The following is a 16,252-nucleotide window of genomic DNA, read 5'->3' as shown; positions in this document are numbered from 1 at the left end:
TTTTTCAATCCTAAGGATACAATTTCACATATTTCTTTTATAACTTCTGATAAATCATTATTTTTACAACTTCGACTGGTATTCTTTTGCATAGAGAAATTTGTAGTTATTTTTCCTCTAATATACTGAATACCAGTCTTTTAAACAAATAATTAACGCCTTTTTTTAAAGGTGTTTATCGATTTTTTTACTTTAAACAAGTTCATAATATCCAAATATTTAGTTATCTATCATCATGAAGAAAATAGTAACTTTTTCTTTAGTCTTGCATTTGTATTTAACACTGTACCGTTGATATATGTATTGAAAGAAGTGTTTAGGAGTGATAAGAAAAATAGAATAACTTGGTTGTTTGCGTTGCTATTTTTAAATTTTTTAGCAGTTTTACTCTATTTGATTTTTGATAATCGCAGAAACACAAATTACAATGAATTTTCCAATTCAAAGCCTAAATTTAATTTTAGTTAGTAAGTGAAAAGAATATATTTTCTTCTTTCAATTCCTCTACTGGCACGAGTATAATGTTCGTGCCCAACAAAATACAGTGGCAAAGCAAATAAAATAAGCTCCTTCTTTTTCTTTGAATTTATGCGCTCTACTCATTTCTTTTTGTTTATAGGGAGAACGGGAGGTGAACATTGTATAATTCAAATAAAATTTCTCTAAGCCTTTTTCAAGGCTTTTTTTTGTGCCTGAAAATAAAGTGATTAAAATCATATTGGTCTGAATTTATATTTCGATAATTTTGTCCGAATATAAAAACTGCTTAAAAAACAGCTTATGTACAAAATTTGGACAATATCGTACCTGTTCTTAGCGTATTTCATTTACTCCGGTTGGATCTATAACGATGCAACGGATTATGGTACCACCATGACGAAAAAACAAGAATACGGAAAGCAAATCTATCACAAATTCAATTGCCAATCCTGTCACCAAATCTTTGGTTTGGGTGGATATTTGGGACCCGAACTCACCACTGTGATTTCTGATCAGCATCGGGGAGAAGCGTATGCGAAAGCATTCTTATTGAACGGAGGCGGGACACGAATGCCGAATTTTAATTTTAATGAAGAACAGGTAGAGGCTTTGTTGGATTATCTAAAATATGTTGATGCCAACGCCTTTACTTATAAAAATCAAAACATCAGTCATGAAGAATAATGTTGTGGGCAGTGCCTATGTTATCATTGCGATAATGTCTCTGTTTTTGGGGTTAACTTTTGGGATTTTGGGCGGGTTGCAATATGCTTTTCCCGATTTTTTAAAATTGGATTTTTCTTTTCAAAAAATTAGACCGTTGCATACTTATCTTTCGGTGAATTGGATCTTTTGCGCCGCAACCGGGATTATTTATTATTACCTTCCCGAGGTTTCCAGGCGAAAGATTTTCTCAACGGTATTGGGTAAGATACAAGCCGGTTTGCAAGTTCTGATACTTGTTGTGGTTTGTGTTTTCTTTATTTTAGGAAAATTTAGCGGCAGAGAGTATCTGGAATTCCCCCCGTACATGGTGGCGATTATCGTTTTGGCGTGGGTCATGTTTATGCTCAATGTATTTATCACTCTAAAACCCAATTACAAAACAGCTCCGGTATATATTTATAGCTGGACAACCGGACTTGTATTTTTTCTTTTGACCATTTTAGAAGCTCAGCTTTGGCAGTTGCCGTTTTTTAACAACAACATCATCAGAGATGTTACCGTGCAATGGAAAGCCATGGGTGCTTTTGTAGGTTCGTGGAACGCTTTGGTTTACGGAACTGCAATGTACGCGATGGAAAGAATTTCTGGAGATAAAAGCATCAATAGATCCAAAAAAGCATTTTTCTTCTATTTCTTAGGATTGACCAATTTGATGTTCAATTGGGGACATCACACTTATATTGTCCCGGCATCTCCGTGGATCAAAACAATTTCTTATGTGATTTCCATGACGGAATTGCTGATCTTGGCCAATATTATTTGGGGCTTCAGGCAATCGTACATCAAAGCAAATTATCAGAATAACAAATTGTCGTTTAAGTTTTTGACCTATGCAGAAATGTGGATTTTGCTGAATTTAATTTTATCCATTTCCATTTCAGTTCCGTACATCAATCAATTTACACACGGGACTCACATCACCGTAGCCCATGCCATGGGATCGACCATTGGGATTAATACTTTGTTGATTTTGGCTTCGTTGACTTTAATTATGGATGAAATAAATCCTAAATGTTTATCTTTAAAGACATACAGCCGATGGGTTTTAACTTTCAATACGGCTTTGTTTTTCTTTTGGTTCTCCCTCATCGGAATGGGATTGAATAAAATTGCAGGAACTCTAGAAAATAAAGGCTTTCAGCAAATTATGGACGAGTTGATGCCGTATTTTAAAGTGTTTGCAGCATCGGGAGGCGTTTTGTTGGTGGCTTTGGTAGCCATGCTTCTGCCCATCTTGAAATTTGCTGTTCAGTCTTTATCTGAAGAAGTTGTGGAAGATAATTTTGATGGTGTTAAAGTTCAAACCGATTACAAATAAAATAAACAAGTAAAGTTCATTGTGCTAATGCTCTTTACCTGCTCATTTTATAAGTTTTTTTTCAGGAGGCCTTTGTGCCTCCTTATTTTATTTGGTTTCTTCCTTGTACCAAGAAGAGTATTTTACATAATTGTTGGCAATTCTGTTTACTTCGCCTTCTAAGAGTTCTGCAGAGATGTCTTTAATTTTTTTTGCAGGAATACCGCCCCAGACTTCACCGGATTTTATATGGGTGCCTTGTGTGACTACCGATCCGGCTCCAACAATAGAATTGCTTTCTACCAAACAATCGTCCATAACAATGGCGCCCATTCCTATCAGGACATTATCCTGAATGGTGCATCCGTGGACAATTGCATTGTGACCAATAGAAACATTGTTTCCGATAACCAAAGGATATTTTTCGTAAGTGCAGTGCAGCATGACATTGTCTTGTACATTGACTTTGTTGCCCATTTTTATATAATGTACATCGCCGCGGATAACGGCATTGTACCAGATGCTGCATTGTGTACCCATCTCAACATCACCTACAACAACGGCGCTCTCTGCCAGGAAAGTTTCATCACCAATCACGGGCTTTTTGCCCAAAAGTTCTCTAATAATGGCCATTTAATTCGTTTTAAATTGAAGGTAAATATAGAAAAAAAATAGGATAATGTATGGTTTGTTTTTTCTAATAATTTGAGCCATAACCATTTTGGTGTTGATTGATAAAATCTAATGCAAACCAATTATTTTTTAAATACTTATTCCTACTTTTGCACTTTCAAATTTAACATAATGTATAAGATTATCATAGAGCCCACTGCCAACCCAAAAGTGATGAAATTTGTCGCCGACTACACTTTGATTCCTGGTTCTTTGGAGTTGGATCAGACTTCGGACTTGTCCGAAATTCCTTTGGCTCAAGACTTGTTGAAGTTTCCATTTGTTGAAAAAGTCTTTATCACGGCAAATTTTGTGGCAATTGCCAAGCAGGATGCCGTAGAATGGGAACATGTGATTGACGGGTTGAAAAATGTAATCGCAGAAGGACTCACCAACAATCCTAGAATTTTTCTTCAGAAAAAGCAAGAAGATTTTCAGGTTTTCGCAGAGATGACTCCCAATCCGCAGGTGATGAAGTTTGTTTCTCAAAAACCATTGCTGAACGGTTCTTTGGAGGTGAAGGATAAAAGTCAAGCTATCGATGTGCCCATCGCTGAAGCTTTGTACAATGAATATGCTTTTGTAAAAGAAATTTTTATATCGGATAACTTTGTAGCTGTTACTTTGGATGCTACAAAACAATGGCATGAGGTTATGGTTGAAGTGAGAGCTTTTATGACGGAATATCTTAAAGCAGGCGGTGAGATTTCTAAAATCAAACCTCAGAAATCTGAAAATCCAGTAGAAAAAATAATCAACAGAGAATACACGGATATCGAAATGAAAATTGCGGATATCCTGAACGAATATGTGGCTCCAGCTGTGGAAAGTGATGGTGGGAAAATCTCTCTGATCGAGTTTGATCATGAAACCAAAACGGCAAAAATGCTGATGCAAGGCGCTTGTTCCGGTTGTCCCAGCTCTTCAGCAACTTTAAAAAATGGCATTCAGAATTTACTGAAACAGTTTTTACCGGATGTGGTAGAAAATGTGGAAGCGGTGAATGCGTAATTGAAATTCAGACAACAATATATGAAGATAAACCCGGCCAGGTTTATCTTTTTTTATGAACTTCCATCTCTTGTAAAAAATATGATTTTTATTCATAAAAATTTGTTATTTTTGCAACTTAAAATTTGAAACAAGAATGAAGGTTACCGCACACAATCACGATGAAGTAAGTGCAAGACTTACAGTAACAATAGACAGAGTTGATTACAAAGATAAAGTTGAGAAGCAACTTTTGAACTATGCTAAAAATGCATCAATCCCAGGATTTAGAAAAGGGAAAGTGCCATTGAGTATGGTGAAAAGACAGTACGAAGCTCCAATCGCTTTTGAAGAAATCAACAAACAAATCTCTGAAGCCTTGAACAGCTATGTTGAAGAAAACAAAATGAGATTGGTAGGTCAGCCTGTGCCACAAGCAATGGACGATTTCGATCACAACAAAGAGCAATTAACCGTTGATTTTGAAGTTGGTTTCGAACCAGAATTCTCAATCGATTTGGCAAAGTACGAAGCACCTCACTATAAAGTAGAATCCGGTGATAAAGAAGTGAACCAATCCATTGAGAACATGCAAAAAAGATTTGCAACTCAAGTACCTCAAGATAAAATAGGAACTGATTCTTATATTTCATTAGAAATCAAACAAGTAGTTGAAGAAGGAGCAGAAGGAGAACACAATCACCCTGCAAAACATGCTACCATCAATGCAGAAAACAAAGAGGCTTTCGAATTGGTGAAAGATTTGGCCATGGATGCGTCTACAAAAGTGAGCAAAGAAGATCTTGCTGCTAAAGAAGAATTAGCAACTCAGCTGGGTTTCTCAAAAGCAGAAGTCGAGCACTTGCACCACAACGAATTGGAAGTTACTGTAAAAGATTTCTACGGTTTGAACAACCACGAAGTGAACCAAGAACTTTTCGATAAAGTGTACGGAAAAGACACCATCAAATCTGAAGATGAGTTGAAAACTCGTGTGAAAACAGAATTGGATGAGTATTTCCAACAAAATGCCGATGTACATTTCGTAAACAAAGTATTGGAGCAGGTTGTAGAGAAAGAAGAGGTGAAATTACCTGAAGCTTTCTTGGTAAAATGGTTAATGTTCAGCAACCAAAACATCCAAGATGAAGCTAAAGCTCAAGAAATTTTAGATTCAGAGAAAAGTGTTATCAAATATCAAATTATCGAAGGTAAATTGTTGAACGATAACGATATCAAATTGGATTATACCGATATCCTTGGTCAAGCAGAGCAGTTGGTGAAAAACCAATTGGCAATCTACGGAATCCATCATTTGGGTGATGAAGAAATCCAAAAATATGCTGTAGAAATGTTGAAAGACCAAGAGCAAGTAAGACAAATCTCTTCTGAAGTAGCAATGGCTAAATTGAAAGATGTGATCTTGGAAAAAGCAACTAAGAAAGAAATCAAAGTGTCTCACGACGAGTTTTTGGAAGAACTGAAAAAATAAAAAGTTCTTACTGTAATATATAAATCCATGGATAAAAAATCCATGGATTTTTTTATGTACATATTTAAGATATGATATCGGATATCGTATTATCCAATTCATGGTATAAACAAATGTTTAAAGTGAATAATAAAAACCATCATATGTTAAAAATATTAATATAGAAAAGGGTTTGAAAAAAACTCATCTTTTATTTATATATAATCTGTGCGTTTAACTCATGATTATCATAAAACCTTAAAGAAATAAACATCAAAAGACTGTAATTTTCAAGTTAAATATTGTTAAGACATGCATAATGTTGTGTTAAAAAAAAACTAAAACACTAAGGGTAATTTTGCGCTCAATAAAAATTGAAAAATGAAAAAGCATCAGCAAAAACTTTTAACTCTTTTCGTGTTAGGATTTTTAGGCCCCAATTTTTATGCGCAAAAAAAACCTAAAAAGGATACCATCAAAAACATTGAAGAAGTAGTGGTTACTGCTTTGGGTATCAAAAGACAAGATAAGTCTTTGGGCTATGTAGCAGAAAAAGTGGGCTCTAGTACTTTTGAAGAAACTCAAAATAACAACTGGGCACAATCGTTGGAAGGTAAAGTCGCTGGACTAAAAGTTCAAACGGCAGGAGCTGGTCCTTTGGGATCTGCAAGAATTACCCTCCGTGGCGAAAAATCCATGATCATGGACAACAACTATGCCCTTATTGTGGTAGATGGCGTGCCAATGAGCAACTCGACAACAGGAACAGGGGACTCTGCTTATGGAGCGGGATCTGGAGGAGACCTACCAGTTGATCTAGGAAACGGATTAAACAGTATTAATCCAGACGACATCGAGTCTGTAACCGTACTAAAAGGAGCATCTGCAGCAGCACTTTATGGTTCTAGAGCAGCCAATGGTGCATTGATGATTACCACCAAATCGGGTAAAAGTAAAAACGGAAAATTAAAAGTAAGTTTTAACTCTTATGCAAGTTTTGATACCGTACTCAAATGGCCAGATTGGCAATATGAATATGGACAAGGAACGCTGAATAAAAATAAAAATGACGAGTATTATTATTCCTATGGAGCCTCTGTAGATGGCGTTAATACAGGAAGTACAAGTAGTGCTTTTGGACCAAAATTTAACGGACAATATTATTTCCAATACGATCCAACGGTTGAAGGTCAAAGCAAAGAAAGACAACTTTGGAGACCGTATAAAAATAATGTTAAAGATTTTTGGGAAGTGGGTTCTACCTATTCCAATAGTGTTGCCATTGAAAGTTCCAACGAAAATACCAATTTCAGAACTTCATTGACCTATCTGAAAAACAATTGGATGATGCCCAATACGGGTTTTGACCGTTTTAACTTCGCAGGATCCATCAGTCATAAGTTGAATAAAAAACTGAAAATTACCACCAAGCTCAATTATAACACGACCAATTCGGACAACTTACCAGCAACAGGATACAACAATCAATCGATTTCGTATTTCATGATTTTCCAAAATCCAAATATTGATTTGGCTTGGTACAGACCGATTTGGAAAAATGGAAAAGAAGGGCAAGAGCAACTTCATCCTTTCAGTTCTTTTATTGACAATCCTTACCTGATTGCCTATGAAATGTTGAATGGGGTAAAGAAAAAAATGATTACCGGAAGCGTTACTGCAGATTATACCTTTAACAAAAACTTCTCCATGATGCTTCGTTCTGGTATGGAGATTCAGGACGAAAAAAGAACCACAAAAAGACCTTACAATACAGCCAATTATCTCAAAGGATTTTATAGAGAGCAATATGTGAACAATAAAGAGTTCAATAACGATATCTTGTTTACCTATAAAAAAGACTTTGGTAAGATTAATTTATCGGCATCTGCAGGGGGAAATATCAGATATAACAACTATCTGATGACAGATTATAGAGCCGAAGGTCTAAAAGCCGTTGGAGACTACAGCCTCACCAATGCCATTTCGCTGATCACCAAATTACCTACCCCAAAAGACCAACAAATCAACTCGGTTTACTCTTTGGTTAGTTTGGATTATGACAAAAAAATATTTGTAGATATTACCGGAAGAAATGACTGGAGCAGTACACTTCCTGAATCTAACCGATCGTTTTTCTACCCTTCGGTGAGTACCAGTGTGGTACTTTCGGATTTGTTCAACCTTAGAAGTTCCAAATTCAACCTTTGGAAGCTAAGAGCATCTTGGGCCAAGGTGGGTATTGCAGGAAGTCCTTATTTACTGAATAATTATTATTCTGTAGACGACATCCCAGGAAGTGTTACTGCACCGAGCAGATATGCAAACCCAAATTTAAAACCAGAAGAAAACGAAAATATAGAAACTGGAATGGATTTTTCCTTCTTGAAAAACCGCGTTCACTTCAATTTTACACTGTATCAAAATACTTCCAACAATCAAATTCTGACCATCCCAGCTTTGAACGAAAGTGGATACTCCTCTAGGGTCATTAACGGTGGAGAGATCAGAAACCGAGGGATTGAACTCAGCTTGAATGCGACCGTTATGAAAACAAAAGATTTTTCATGGAATCTGAACGCCAATTGGTCTGAAAACAAAAACCGAATCATGACTTTGCCGGCAGAATTTAACGGAGAACCGTTCACCATGGCCAGTGTTGGTGGTGCGGTCTATTACAATGCTGTGGTTGGTGGTTCTTTAGGAGACATGTACGGGTACAAACTACTGAGAAATGAAGCCGGGCAGGTTGTTTATGGTGCCAACGGATTGCCACTTTCTACGGATTCGGTAGAAAAAGTTGGTAATGCATTTGCAAAATGGAGAGCCGGTTTACAAAATGACTTTAAGTTCAAAAACTTCACCATTAGTTTCTCTTTTGATGGTCAATTGGGCGGTATGGCTTATTCTCAGTCTCATCATAAGATGTCGGAGCAAGGTAAACTAGAACATACCCTTTGGGGCAGGGAAAATGCAGATGGAAAAGTAATCGGCCAAGGTGTTGTTCTGAACGCTGACGGAAGCTACGGTCCCAACACAACCAAGATTGGTATAGATGCTTACTACAAAGAATATTATAGAAGAGCCAATGTAGAAACCAATTCATTCGATACCTCATTTATCAAACTTAGAGATGCCAGAATTAGCTACTCATTCAATCAAAAAATTGTAAAGCAATTGGGATTAGAGAACCTTACTGTGGCATTGTTTGGGAAAAATCTTTGGATGTGGACCAAGTTCCCAATGTTTGATCCAGAGGTAGCTACACTGGATAATGCGACCATTACTCCGGGGATAGAAATGGGGCAAATGCCAACGGCAAAAACAGTAGGATTCCAAGTTAATGTTAAATTCTAAAACTTACCAAAATGAAAAAGATACTTTTTACGATTCTGATGGCTTCGTCTTTAGTGGCAATCCATTCTTGTGGACGAGACTTTGAAGAAATCAATACAGACACATCTAAAATCCTCAACCCATCGGTTGGAAGTTTGCTGGCACCTGTACAGTTAGAAATGTCTACCTATAATTACAAGAGAGCAAACGATTATACTTTTGATGTGATGCAATCTGCCCTAGACTTCCCTAATGAAGGAAATACCTACAGCAGATATTATCTTACCGAAGCCAGCGGTACTGGCTTCTGGAACACCTCTTACAAGTGGCTAAAGCAAGTAAGAGACATGAGAATTGCTGCGGAAAAAGAAAATGACAAAAATTATTTGGCGATAGCTAAAGTCATGAATGCATGGATCTATTCCAACCTAACAGATGCTTTTGGAGACATCCCTTTTTCTGAAGCGTTGAAGATGGAAGAAGGCATAATGAAACCAAAATTTGACAAACAAAAAGACATCTATACGGCTTTGTTGAATGATTTGAAAGAAGCCAATTCGCTTTTTGATACCACGAAAAAATTATCAGAAATCGATCTTTTTTACAACGCCAACAATTCTAATGATGGTATTCTGCAATGGAAAAAATTCTGCAACTCACTTTCGCTTCGGTTGTTAACCAGATCACTCAACAAGAACGGAGACCTTAATGTCCATGTCAGGATACAAGAGATTGTGAACAATCCAACCGTGTATCCACTTTTTACCTCCAATACAGATTCTGCCGTACTCAGTTTATCTGGCATTGCTCCATATCTGCCTCCTGTTGCAAGACCACAGGATTTTACAACCGGAAGAGCCGCTGGAGAATTTTTTATTGATGAAATGAAAAAAAACAACGACCCTAGAATGTCCATGTTTTTCAGTACGGCGAAAGATCTGGCTACAAATACCTCTATAGGATACAAAGGGGCACCTTCAGGCTATCAGTTGGGTACGGTTTTTAGTTACCAACCGTCTAATCTCAATCAAAATTTGGCAAAAGCTCCTATGAAAATTTTATTGATGACCTATTCTGAACTTCAATTTATTCTGGCTGAATTATCATTTAAAAACATCATTGGAGGCAATACAGAAACCTATTATAAAAACGGAGTTACTTCCATCATAGAACAATGGGGAGCTGTGGTGCCAGCCAATTATTTTACCAATACCAATGTGGGTTATAACCAATCTTTGGAGAGAATTATGCTGCAAAAGTACCTCTCTTTATTCTTTGTAGATCATCAACAATGGTATGAATTTAACCGTACTGGATTGCCTATGTTGCCCAATAACGGTGGTTTGATGAACGATGGTAAAATGCCAAAAAGATTCATGTATCCGCCTAATGCAAAGGTGATGAATCCAGAAAATTATCAAAACGCGGCTCAGGCCATTGGTGGAGATAACATTAACACCAAACTTTGGTGGCAACAATAGTAATATTATAAACTTTTATTTAGAATGAAAAATCAATTCATATTGCCTTGTATGCTGATTTCGGCCATGGCATTTTCTCAAAATTATGCAACGGGATATGTTTTCCACGATGCCAATAAAAATTTAAAAAAAGAAAACCGTGAAAATGGAATGTCCAAAGTTGCGGTATCCAATGGTGAAGATGTTGTATTGACGAATGAAAAAGGTTGGTACCAAATCCCTGTGAAGGAGGGACAAACTATATTTGTGGTTAAGCCGGCCCAATTTATGTTTCCAGTGTCATCACTACAGCAGCCTATGTACTATTATCAGCACAAGCCACAGGGGTCACCTGCCGATTTTAAATACAAAGGAAGTGCACCCACAGGAAACTTGCCAAAAGAAATTAACTTCCCTCTTTTTGAGCAAAAGGAAAATAAAGATTTCAGTATTTTGGTTTTTGGAGATCCTCAACCTTATAATGAAAAAGAATTGGATTATTTCCGCAGGGGTATTGTCAATGAAGTGAAGAATAACAAAAAATCGGCCGTTTTTGGAATTAGTTTGGGCGATATTGTTGGCGATGATCTAAGTCTACAACCGTTGTATTCTAAAGTAATGAAAGAGGTCGGGTTGCCATGGTATAATGTGATGGGAAATCATGACATGAACTATGATGCGAAAGAAGATCAGCTTTCTGACGAAACTTTTGAAGCCAATTTTGGTCCTGCCAATTATGCCTTCAACTATGGAAATGTTCATTTTATTGTGTTAGATGACATCTTATATCCAGATCCTAGAGGTGGAAAAAGCTATTGGGGTGGCTTTAGAGAAGATCAAATGAAATTTGTAGAAAACGATTTGAAGCATGTGGATCCCAACCAATTGGTGGTGATATCGTATCATATTCCTTTATATCAGTCACACGAAAAAAGTTTTAGAAAAGAAGACCGAGAAAGATTGTTCAAAGCCTTAGAGCCTTTTAAAAATACGCTTTTACTTTCGGCACACACTCATGTTCAGCAGCAGTTGTTCTACGGAAAAGAAGCTGGATGGAATGGAGAAAAGCCTTTGCACGAATACAATGTCGGGACTACTTCTGGTGATTGGTACTCTGGCATCAAGGACAATTTGGGAGTTCCTGCATCTACCATGAGAGATGGTACGGATAGAGGTTATTCTTTTATTAACTTCAAAGATAATCAATATGATATCGAGTATAAAGTTGCCGGAAAACCAGAAAGCTATCAGATCAAATTGCATGTCCCAGAAGTGATTCCTTTCCATTCTAAAAATTCGGCTCGCATTATGGCCAACTTTTTTATGGGATCTAAAAATGATAAAATGGAATACAGAATCGATCAAGGAGAGTGGAAGGACATGTCGTTTTCCCCAACTGCAGATCCTAATTTTGCCATTTCTGTGTACCAATGGGATACCACCCAGCAACTTTTTGAAGGCAGAAGACCGTCTAACCCAGAAATTTCCCAACATATTTGGACCGCAGGATTTCCGAAGAAGTTGTCCAAAGGCTCTCATACTGTAGAGGTAAGGGTTATCGATAGATACGGAAAGATCTATACCGCAACCGAACAGTTTATAGTAGCAGAACCCAATCCTATACCTTAGTTTTCAGCGTTGCTGAGTTTTAAAAAAGAAGCCATCCTTAGTGGGTGGCTTCCTTGTTTTTTTATGATGATTCTGAGCTGAAAAGGTTTACTTGCCAAACTCTTTTTCCCACTCTTCGGCAGCTTCTGAGAGCATGGTGAAAAAATCCTCTCCAAATTTGCGTATAAGTGGTGTTTTTAGGAATTTATACACTGGAACCTGCAATTCCTTACCCAAAGCACAAGCATCGCTGCAAATGGACCATTCGTGGTAATTCAGTGCGGTAAATGTAGAGTATTTCTGTACTCGGATGGGGTACAAGTGACATGAGATAGGTTTCTGCCAATCTATTACTCCGTCTTCATACGCTTTTTCGATGCCGCATTTTGTAATGCCCTTTTCATCAAAAGTAACATATACGCATTCTCGGTTTTCCACCATCGGTGTTACGAAATCCCCATCGCTAGGATCGATCTCCCAAGTACCTTGTTCTTCAATGGCTTTTATCCCTTCCCGGGTCAGGTAGGGTTTTATTTTTTCATAGATGTCGTCCAATATTTTTGTTTCCTCTTTTTCCAAAGGTGCACCGATGTCGCCTTCCACACAACAAGCGCCTTTGCATTTGCTGAGGTTACACACAAATTCTTCAGAAAAAATATCTTCAGAAATCAGTTTATCTTCTATTTGTATCATAATTTTAAATAAATATTAATTGTTTTAAGTCGAAATAGGTTCCTATTTTGAACAAAAGTAAGGTAATGATAATGATCCACATGCCCAATTCTTGCATCCAGTATTTGGGTAAAAACCTTAAATATCTGCCCAAAATAATGCTTACAGGAAGTACCAGAAGTAAAAGGTATTCAAAATTTTGGTTCATGTACAGCAAAATGGTAATCAATTGTGCCGCCGAAAAGGTTAATAAAAATGTGTATTTTGTTTTGTTTATCAAACTCTTTTCATTTAGATGTACGAAATGAGAAAGGATGGCCAGTAGGATTAATACTACAATTGGAATGAGTATGGTAAACGGATAATAGGTCTGTAGGGCGCTGAAAGAACTTGATGGAAAATAATCCATATCCAAAGTTCTATTTCCAATACTGAATGAAATGAGAAGATAGGATAAAGCAACCAAAGCAATACCAAGTAATATACGAAAAATATTGAGCGCTATTTGGCTGGTCGTAGCAATGATGTGAACCATTACAAATGCCAGCATGGGCCAAGTGGTTGGTAAAAAGAAATAATTAAGAGCCAACAAAGAGCCAATGATAACATAAGAGCTTTTCTTTACCTTGTCATCGGTATTGGTGAGTATGAGAAGTAAAAAAGAGTTGCTCAGCAAGGTTACGGAGATGCCAATGTCCAAATTACCATGATACAATGCAAAAACGAAAAATGTATATAGAAATAAGGGTAAGTGGATCTGTTGATTGAGATTTATTTTGTTAAATAAAAAATATCCAAGCGCAATTCCAATAAAAGTTATGGTTTCGGAAATGGCTTCTATGGTATTGAAATTCAAAATGTTAAATGCGATGGTTATGACGAGTAAAAAAGCCATATACACCGGTATCGAAAAAATATTGCTTTCTTTTGAAAGTAATCTAAACATTTTTTATAAATTTGTGCAAAGTTAATTTAAAAAAGGAAATTATGACATCTTTGTTCTTATTAATAAGTGATGCATTCAAATGGTCTTTTCAATTTTATGACCTATTTGGTAATGTTTTGAACTGGATATTGTTCGTGGTAGCTTCGGCTTATTTTACCTATTGGTGTTGGGAGCTTATTGTACCTTTGGGTAACAATAAGGACAACGATTATATATCGCCTTCAAAAGAGCCAAGACCGTATTGTGATCCTAAGATTTATAAAAAATAAAGATCATGCATCGATATATAAAAGGAAGCGCCAAAAGCGTTTCCTTTTTTTATGTTTATATTTTTGTTTCTAAATTAAGGGAAAACACTCTTATTTTGCAAAGGGGTTTGTGTTAAATTTGTTAAAAAGAATTTAGAGTCTGTTTAAATTTTATATCTAGATTTTTTGTATAGATGATTAGATGGATTTTGGGTTTTAAAATTGAAGTTTTAGCGGGCTAAAACAAAAATTTAAAATGTAAAATTACGCTAAATAGAATACAAAAAGGCAGATATGAAGGATTAGAAATAGCCGAATTATTATTTTGGTAAAATTTTAAACGGGCTCTAAATTTACTTTTTTATTGTGTACTTTTTTTCAGTTGGTTTCGTTGGATTTGATCATTACAAATAGATATAAACTAAAAACGAAGTGTTATGAAAAAGTTAAAACTACTCAGTGCAATATTCTTGGGAGGATTGTCTTTTTTTTCTTCCTTTCATGCACAAGAGGTGGATGTTGCTCGTCCACTAAAAAACAATGCCTTTAGAGTTTCCATTCGTGGAGGTTATGATTTTCCTAATTTCAAAAAACTTTCTGCCGACCAAAAACTTCAACCTTTTTATAAATACGAAGGTGGTTTTATGGCAGGAGCTTCTTTGGATTATTATTGGGATTGGTTTGGGCTAGGTCTGGACTATGATTATATCCGTAATCAAGCCAGAAGTACCTATCCGGCCGATAACTTGCTAGATCCATATTCAAGACCTTTTAACGATTTTTATTTGTCCGAAGAAAAAATCACCAGAAATTTCGTGGGTATTGGTCCGAGTTTTAGATTTTGGCAAACTCCAAAATCCGATTTTGAGTTTAAATTAAGAGCGGGTGTCGCCAGTATAAAAGGGGGTGAAATAAACCATATGGCAACACCGGATTCCTTAAGTGTTGGCACACCTACCAATCCGGAACCACCCGATTCGCCAGGTGATGGCGGTGGAGAAACAAGAGCTGTAAATGCATTGTCCACACCAATAATGCTCAATTATCATGCGGGATATAATCTTACTTCTGTTTTTACAGGTAAGGCTTCGTTGCAATTTAATTATTTCTTCAGCCCTCATTTTGGTATGAGCTTAGGAGGTTATTATATGCAGCACTTTAAAACTCCGGAATTATTCAATTCTTCTTCTGGAATGTCTTACGGTACACAAGCGCCACATACGACATTTAATAACGGACTTCAAGTGTACGATCCTTTACAAGAACCAATGTATAAAAGAGGACCTATCGATACCAAATTTCATTCTTTTGGAGTGTTTGCCGGTATGATATTTCAATTTATTAGTCCAGTGAAAACGGTGGAGGCTCCTAAGCCTATTGTGTGCTCGGTTCATGTTACAGCAAAAGATGAAGGTAGTGGTTCTGTACTATCTAATGTTGCGGTATCGTTAGTAGATTCCAATGATACGGTTGTACAAAATGCGACTACAGATGCCGATGGTCATGTCCATTTTGGTAATGTGGTGAAAGGGTATTATAGCGTAAAAGGGACTTATAACGGAAAAGAATTGACGGGTGCTTCGGTGGATACCGGTGAATTTAATAACTGTGATGCAACTCTTGGAATTGTAAAAGAGATTGTTCTGCCGGATCAACGATTCGTCGTTCAAGGAAATGTGATGAGGTGTAATACTTCCGAACCGATTGCAGATGCAGAAATCATTGTTACCAATAAGACAACGGGTGCAGTAGAAAACTACCGTTCCGATGCCAACGGACAATTCTCATTCAGAGCACCAGAAAATACGGATTATACCGTTTATGCTAAGAAAGCGAATCACCTCTCACAAAATGTTTCTTTTTCAACAAGAGGATATAACAGAAGCAGCACTTCAACCATTCGATTGGAAATCTGTATGGATTTGGCCGATTGCAACAATGCCATTATTCTTAAAGATATCCTTTATGACTTGGATAAATCCTTTATCAGAGACGATGCCAAACCCGAACTGAACCGATTGGTACAATTTTTAAATGACAATCCGTCGATTAGGGTTGAGTTGTCCTCACATACCGATTCCAGAGCCTCCGACAATTACAACAATAAATTATCGCAAAGAAGAGCTCAAGCGGCAGTAGACTATATCGTTTCTCAAGGTATAGCGAAAGATAGATTAATAGCAAAAGGTTACGGTGAGAAAAAACTGTTGAACCGTTGTGCAGATCATGTGAAATGTTCAGAAGCCGAACATCAAATGAACAGAAGAACCGAAATGAAAGTGATCTGTCCAAAATAAATGAATATAATAGACCCAAAAAAGCCACTTCTTTTTCGAGAAGTGGTTTTTA

General features: G+C 36.7%; 13 protein-coding genes. 10 read left to right on the top strand and 3 right to left on the bottom strand.

Annotation, left to right across the window (positions count from 1 at the left end; genetic code table 11):
• Positions 1 to 171: 171 nt before the first annotated feature.
• The 3 genes from EIY84_RS11950 (at position 172) to EIY84_RS02590 (ending at position 2,524) form a co-directional block, all read left to right on the top strand.
• Positions 172 to 468 carry a PLDc N-terminal domain-containing protein gene (locus EIY84_RS11950; protein WP_124640214.1) on the top strand — a complete coding sequence of 99 codons (297 nt, stop codon included), beginning with the start codon at positions 172 to 174 and terminating at the stop codon, positions 466 to 468.
• A 312-nt stretch (positions 469 to 780) separates the two neighbouring features.
• Entirely contained in the window at positions 781 to 1,164 is a 384-nt protein-coding gene (locus tag EIY84_RS02595) for a c-type cytochrome (protein WP_124640212.1), read from the top strand.
• Entirely contained in the window at positions 1,154 to 2,524 is a 1,371-nt protein-coding gene (locus tag EIY84_RS02590; RefSeq protein ID WP_164472001.1) for a cbb3-type cytochrome c oxidase subunit I, read from the top strand. The genes EIY84_RS02595 and EIY84_RS02590 overlap by 11 nt, the downstream gene beginning before the upstream one ends.
• Positions 2,525 to 2,611: 87 nt before the next feature.
• On the opposite strand, the gene EIY84_RS02585 is transcribed toward EIY84_RS02590, so the two are convergent.
• A complete protein-coding gene (locus EIY84_RS02585; protein WP_124640208.1) occupies positions 2,612 to 3,136 on the bottom strand; it encodes a gamma carbonic anhydrase family protein in 525 nt (174 codons plus the stop codon).
• Between the two features lie 171 nt (positions 3,137 to 3,307).
• Here EIY84_RS02585 and EIY84_RS02580 point away from each other — a divergent pair, with 171 nt between their 5' ends.
• The 5 genes from EIY84_RS02580 (at position 3,308) to EIY84_RS02560 (ending at position 12,058) form a co-directional block, all read left to right on the top strand.
• Positions 3,308 to 4,186 (top strand): NifU family protein, encoded by an 879-nt coding sequence (locus EIY84_RS02580; RefSeq protein ID WP_124640206.1) that lies wholly within the window; start codon positions 3,308 to 3,310, stop codon positions 4,184 to 4,186.
• 136 nt (positions 4,187 to 4,322) lie between these two features.
• Positions 4,323 to 5,657, top strand: a complete 1,335-nt coding sequence (locus tag EIY84_RS02575; protein WP_124640204.1) for a trigger factor — start codon at positions 4,323 to 4,325, stop codon at positions 5,655 to 5,657.
• A gap of 360 nt (positions 5,658 to 6,017) precedes the next feature.
• Positions 6,018 to 8,990 (top strand): SusC/RagA family TonB-linked outer membrane protein, encoded by a 2,973-nt coding sequence (locus tag EIY84_RS02570; RefSeq protein ID WP_124640202.1) that lies wholly within the window; start codon positions 6,018 to 6,020, stop codon positions 8,988 to 8,990.
• A gap of 11 nt (positions 8,991 to 9,001) precedes the next feature.
• Entirely contained in the window at positions 9,002 to 10,450 is a 1,449-nt protein-coding gene (locus tag EIY84_RS02565; protein ID WP_124640200.1) for a SusD/RagB family nutrient-binding outer membrane lipoprotein, read from the top strand.
• A 24-nt stretch (positions 10,451 to 10,474) separates the two neighbouring features.
• Entirely contained in the window at positions 10,475 to 12,058 is a 1,584-nt protein-coding gene (locus EIY84_RS02560) for a calcineurin-like phosphoesterase C-terminal domain-containing protein (RefSeq protein WP_124640198.1), read from the top strand.
• Positions 12,059 to 12,145: 87 nt separating this feature from the next.
• Here EIY84_RS02560 and EIY84_RS02555 read toward each other — a convergent pair whose 3' ends face one another.
• Positions 12,146 to 12,730: a DUF3109 family protein gene (locus EIY84_RS02555; protein ID WP_124640196.1), complete on the bottom strand. Its 585-nt coding sequence runs from the start codon at positions 12,728 to 12,730 to the stop codon at positions 12,146 to 12,148.
• Between the two features lie 4 nt (positions 12,731 to 12,734).
• The gene (locus EIY84_RS02550; protein WP_124640194.1) at positions 12,735 to 13,655 is read right to left on the bottom strand and encodes a DUF6427 family protein; all 921 of its coding nucleotides are present in this window, start codon (positions 13,653 to 13,655) and stop codon (positions 12,735 to 12,737) included.
• A gap of 41 nt (positions 13,656 to 13,696) precedes the next feature.
• On the opposite strand from EIY84_RS02550, the gene EIY84_RS02545 reads away from it, so the two are divergent.
• A complete protein-coding gene (locus tag EIY84_RS02545; protein ID WP_124640192.1) occupies positions 13,697 to 13,924 on the top strand; it encodes a DUF6341 family protein in 228 nt (75 codons plus the stop codon).
• 416 nt (positions 13,925 to 14,340) lie between these two features.
• Positions 14,341 to 16,200 (top strand): OmpA family protein, encoded by a 1,860-nt coding sequence (locus EIY84_RS02540; protein ID WP_124640190.1) that lies wholly within the window; start codon positions 14,341 to 14,343, stop codon positions 16,198 to 16,200.
• The last annotated feature ends 52 nt before the right edge of the window (positions 16,201 to 16,252 follow it).

The sequence above is a fragment of the Amniculibacterium aquaticum genome, from assembly GCF_003852705.1.
In the GTDB taxonomy this organism is placed as follows: Bacteria; Bacteroidota; Bacteroidia; order Flavobacteriales; family Weeksellaceae; genus Amniculibacterium; species Amniculibacterium aquaticum.
The sequence above is the reverse complement of the archived record's forward strand: the minus strand, read 5'-3'. Positions and strand labels throughout refer to the sequence as shown.

What these genes read in the sequence shown, in the direction of transcription:
- EIY84_RS02570 (WP_124640202.1), top strand. Translation starts at nt 6,018, where the DNA reads ATGAAAAAGCATCAGCAAAAACTTTTAACTCTTTTCGTGTTAGGATTT.
- EIY84_RS02540 (WP_124640190.1), top strand. Translation starts at nt 14,341, where the DNA reads ATGAAAAAGTTAAAACTACTCAGTGCAATATTCTTGGGAGGATTGTCT.
- EIY84_RS02580 (WP_124640206.1), top strand. Translation starts at nt 3,308, where the DNA reads ATGTATAAGATTATCATAGAGCCCACTGCCAACCCAAAAGTGATGAAA.
- EIY84_RS02545 (WP_124640192.1), top strand. Translation starts at nt 13,697, where the DNA reads ATGACATCTTTGTTCTTATTAATAAGTGATGCATTCAAATGGTCTTTT.
- EIY84_RS02550 (WP_124640194.1), bottom strand. Translation starts at nt 13,655, where the DNA reads ATGTTTAGATTACTTTCAAAAGAAAGCAATATTTTTTCGATACCGGTG.
- EIY84_RS02585 (WP_124640208.1), bottom strand. Translation starts at nt 3,136, where the DNA reads ATGGCCATTATTAGAGAACTTTTGGGCAAAAAGCCCGTGATTGGTGAT.
- EIY84_RS02595 (WP_124640212.1), top strand. Translation starts at nt 781, where the DNA reads ATGTACAAAATTTGGACAATATCGTACCTGTTCTTAGCGTATTTCATT.
- EIY84_RS02555 (WP_124640196.1), bottom strand. Translation starts at nt 12,730, where the DNA reads ATGATACAAATAGAAGATAAACTGATTTCTGAAGATATTTTTTCTGAA.
- EIY84_RS02565 (WP_124640200.1), top strand. Translation starts at nt 9,002, where the DNA reads ATGAAAAAGATACTTTTTACGATTCTGATGGCTTCGTCTTTAGTGGCA.
- EIY84_RS02560 (WP_124640198.1), top strand. Translation starts at nt 10,475, where the DNA reads ATGAAAAATCAATTCATATTGCCTTGTATGCTGATTTCGGCCATGGCA.
- EIY84_RS02575 (WP_124640204.1), top strand. Translation starts at nt 4,323, where the DNA reads ATGAAGGTTACCGCACACAATCACGATGAAGTAAGTGCAAGACTTACA.
- EIY84_RS02590 (WP_164472001.1), top strand. Translation starts at nt 1,154, where the DNA reads ATGAAGAATAATGTTGTGGGCAGTGCCTATGTTATCATTGCGATAATG.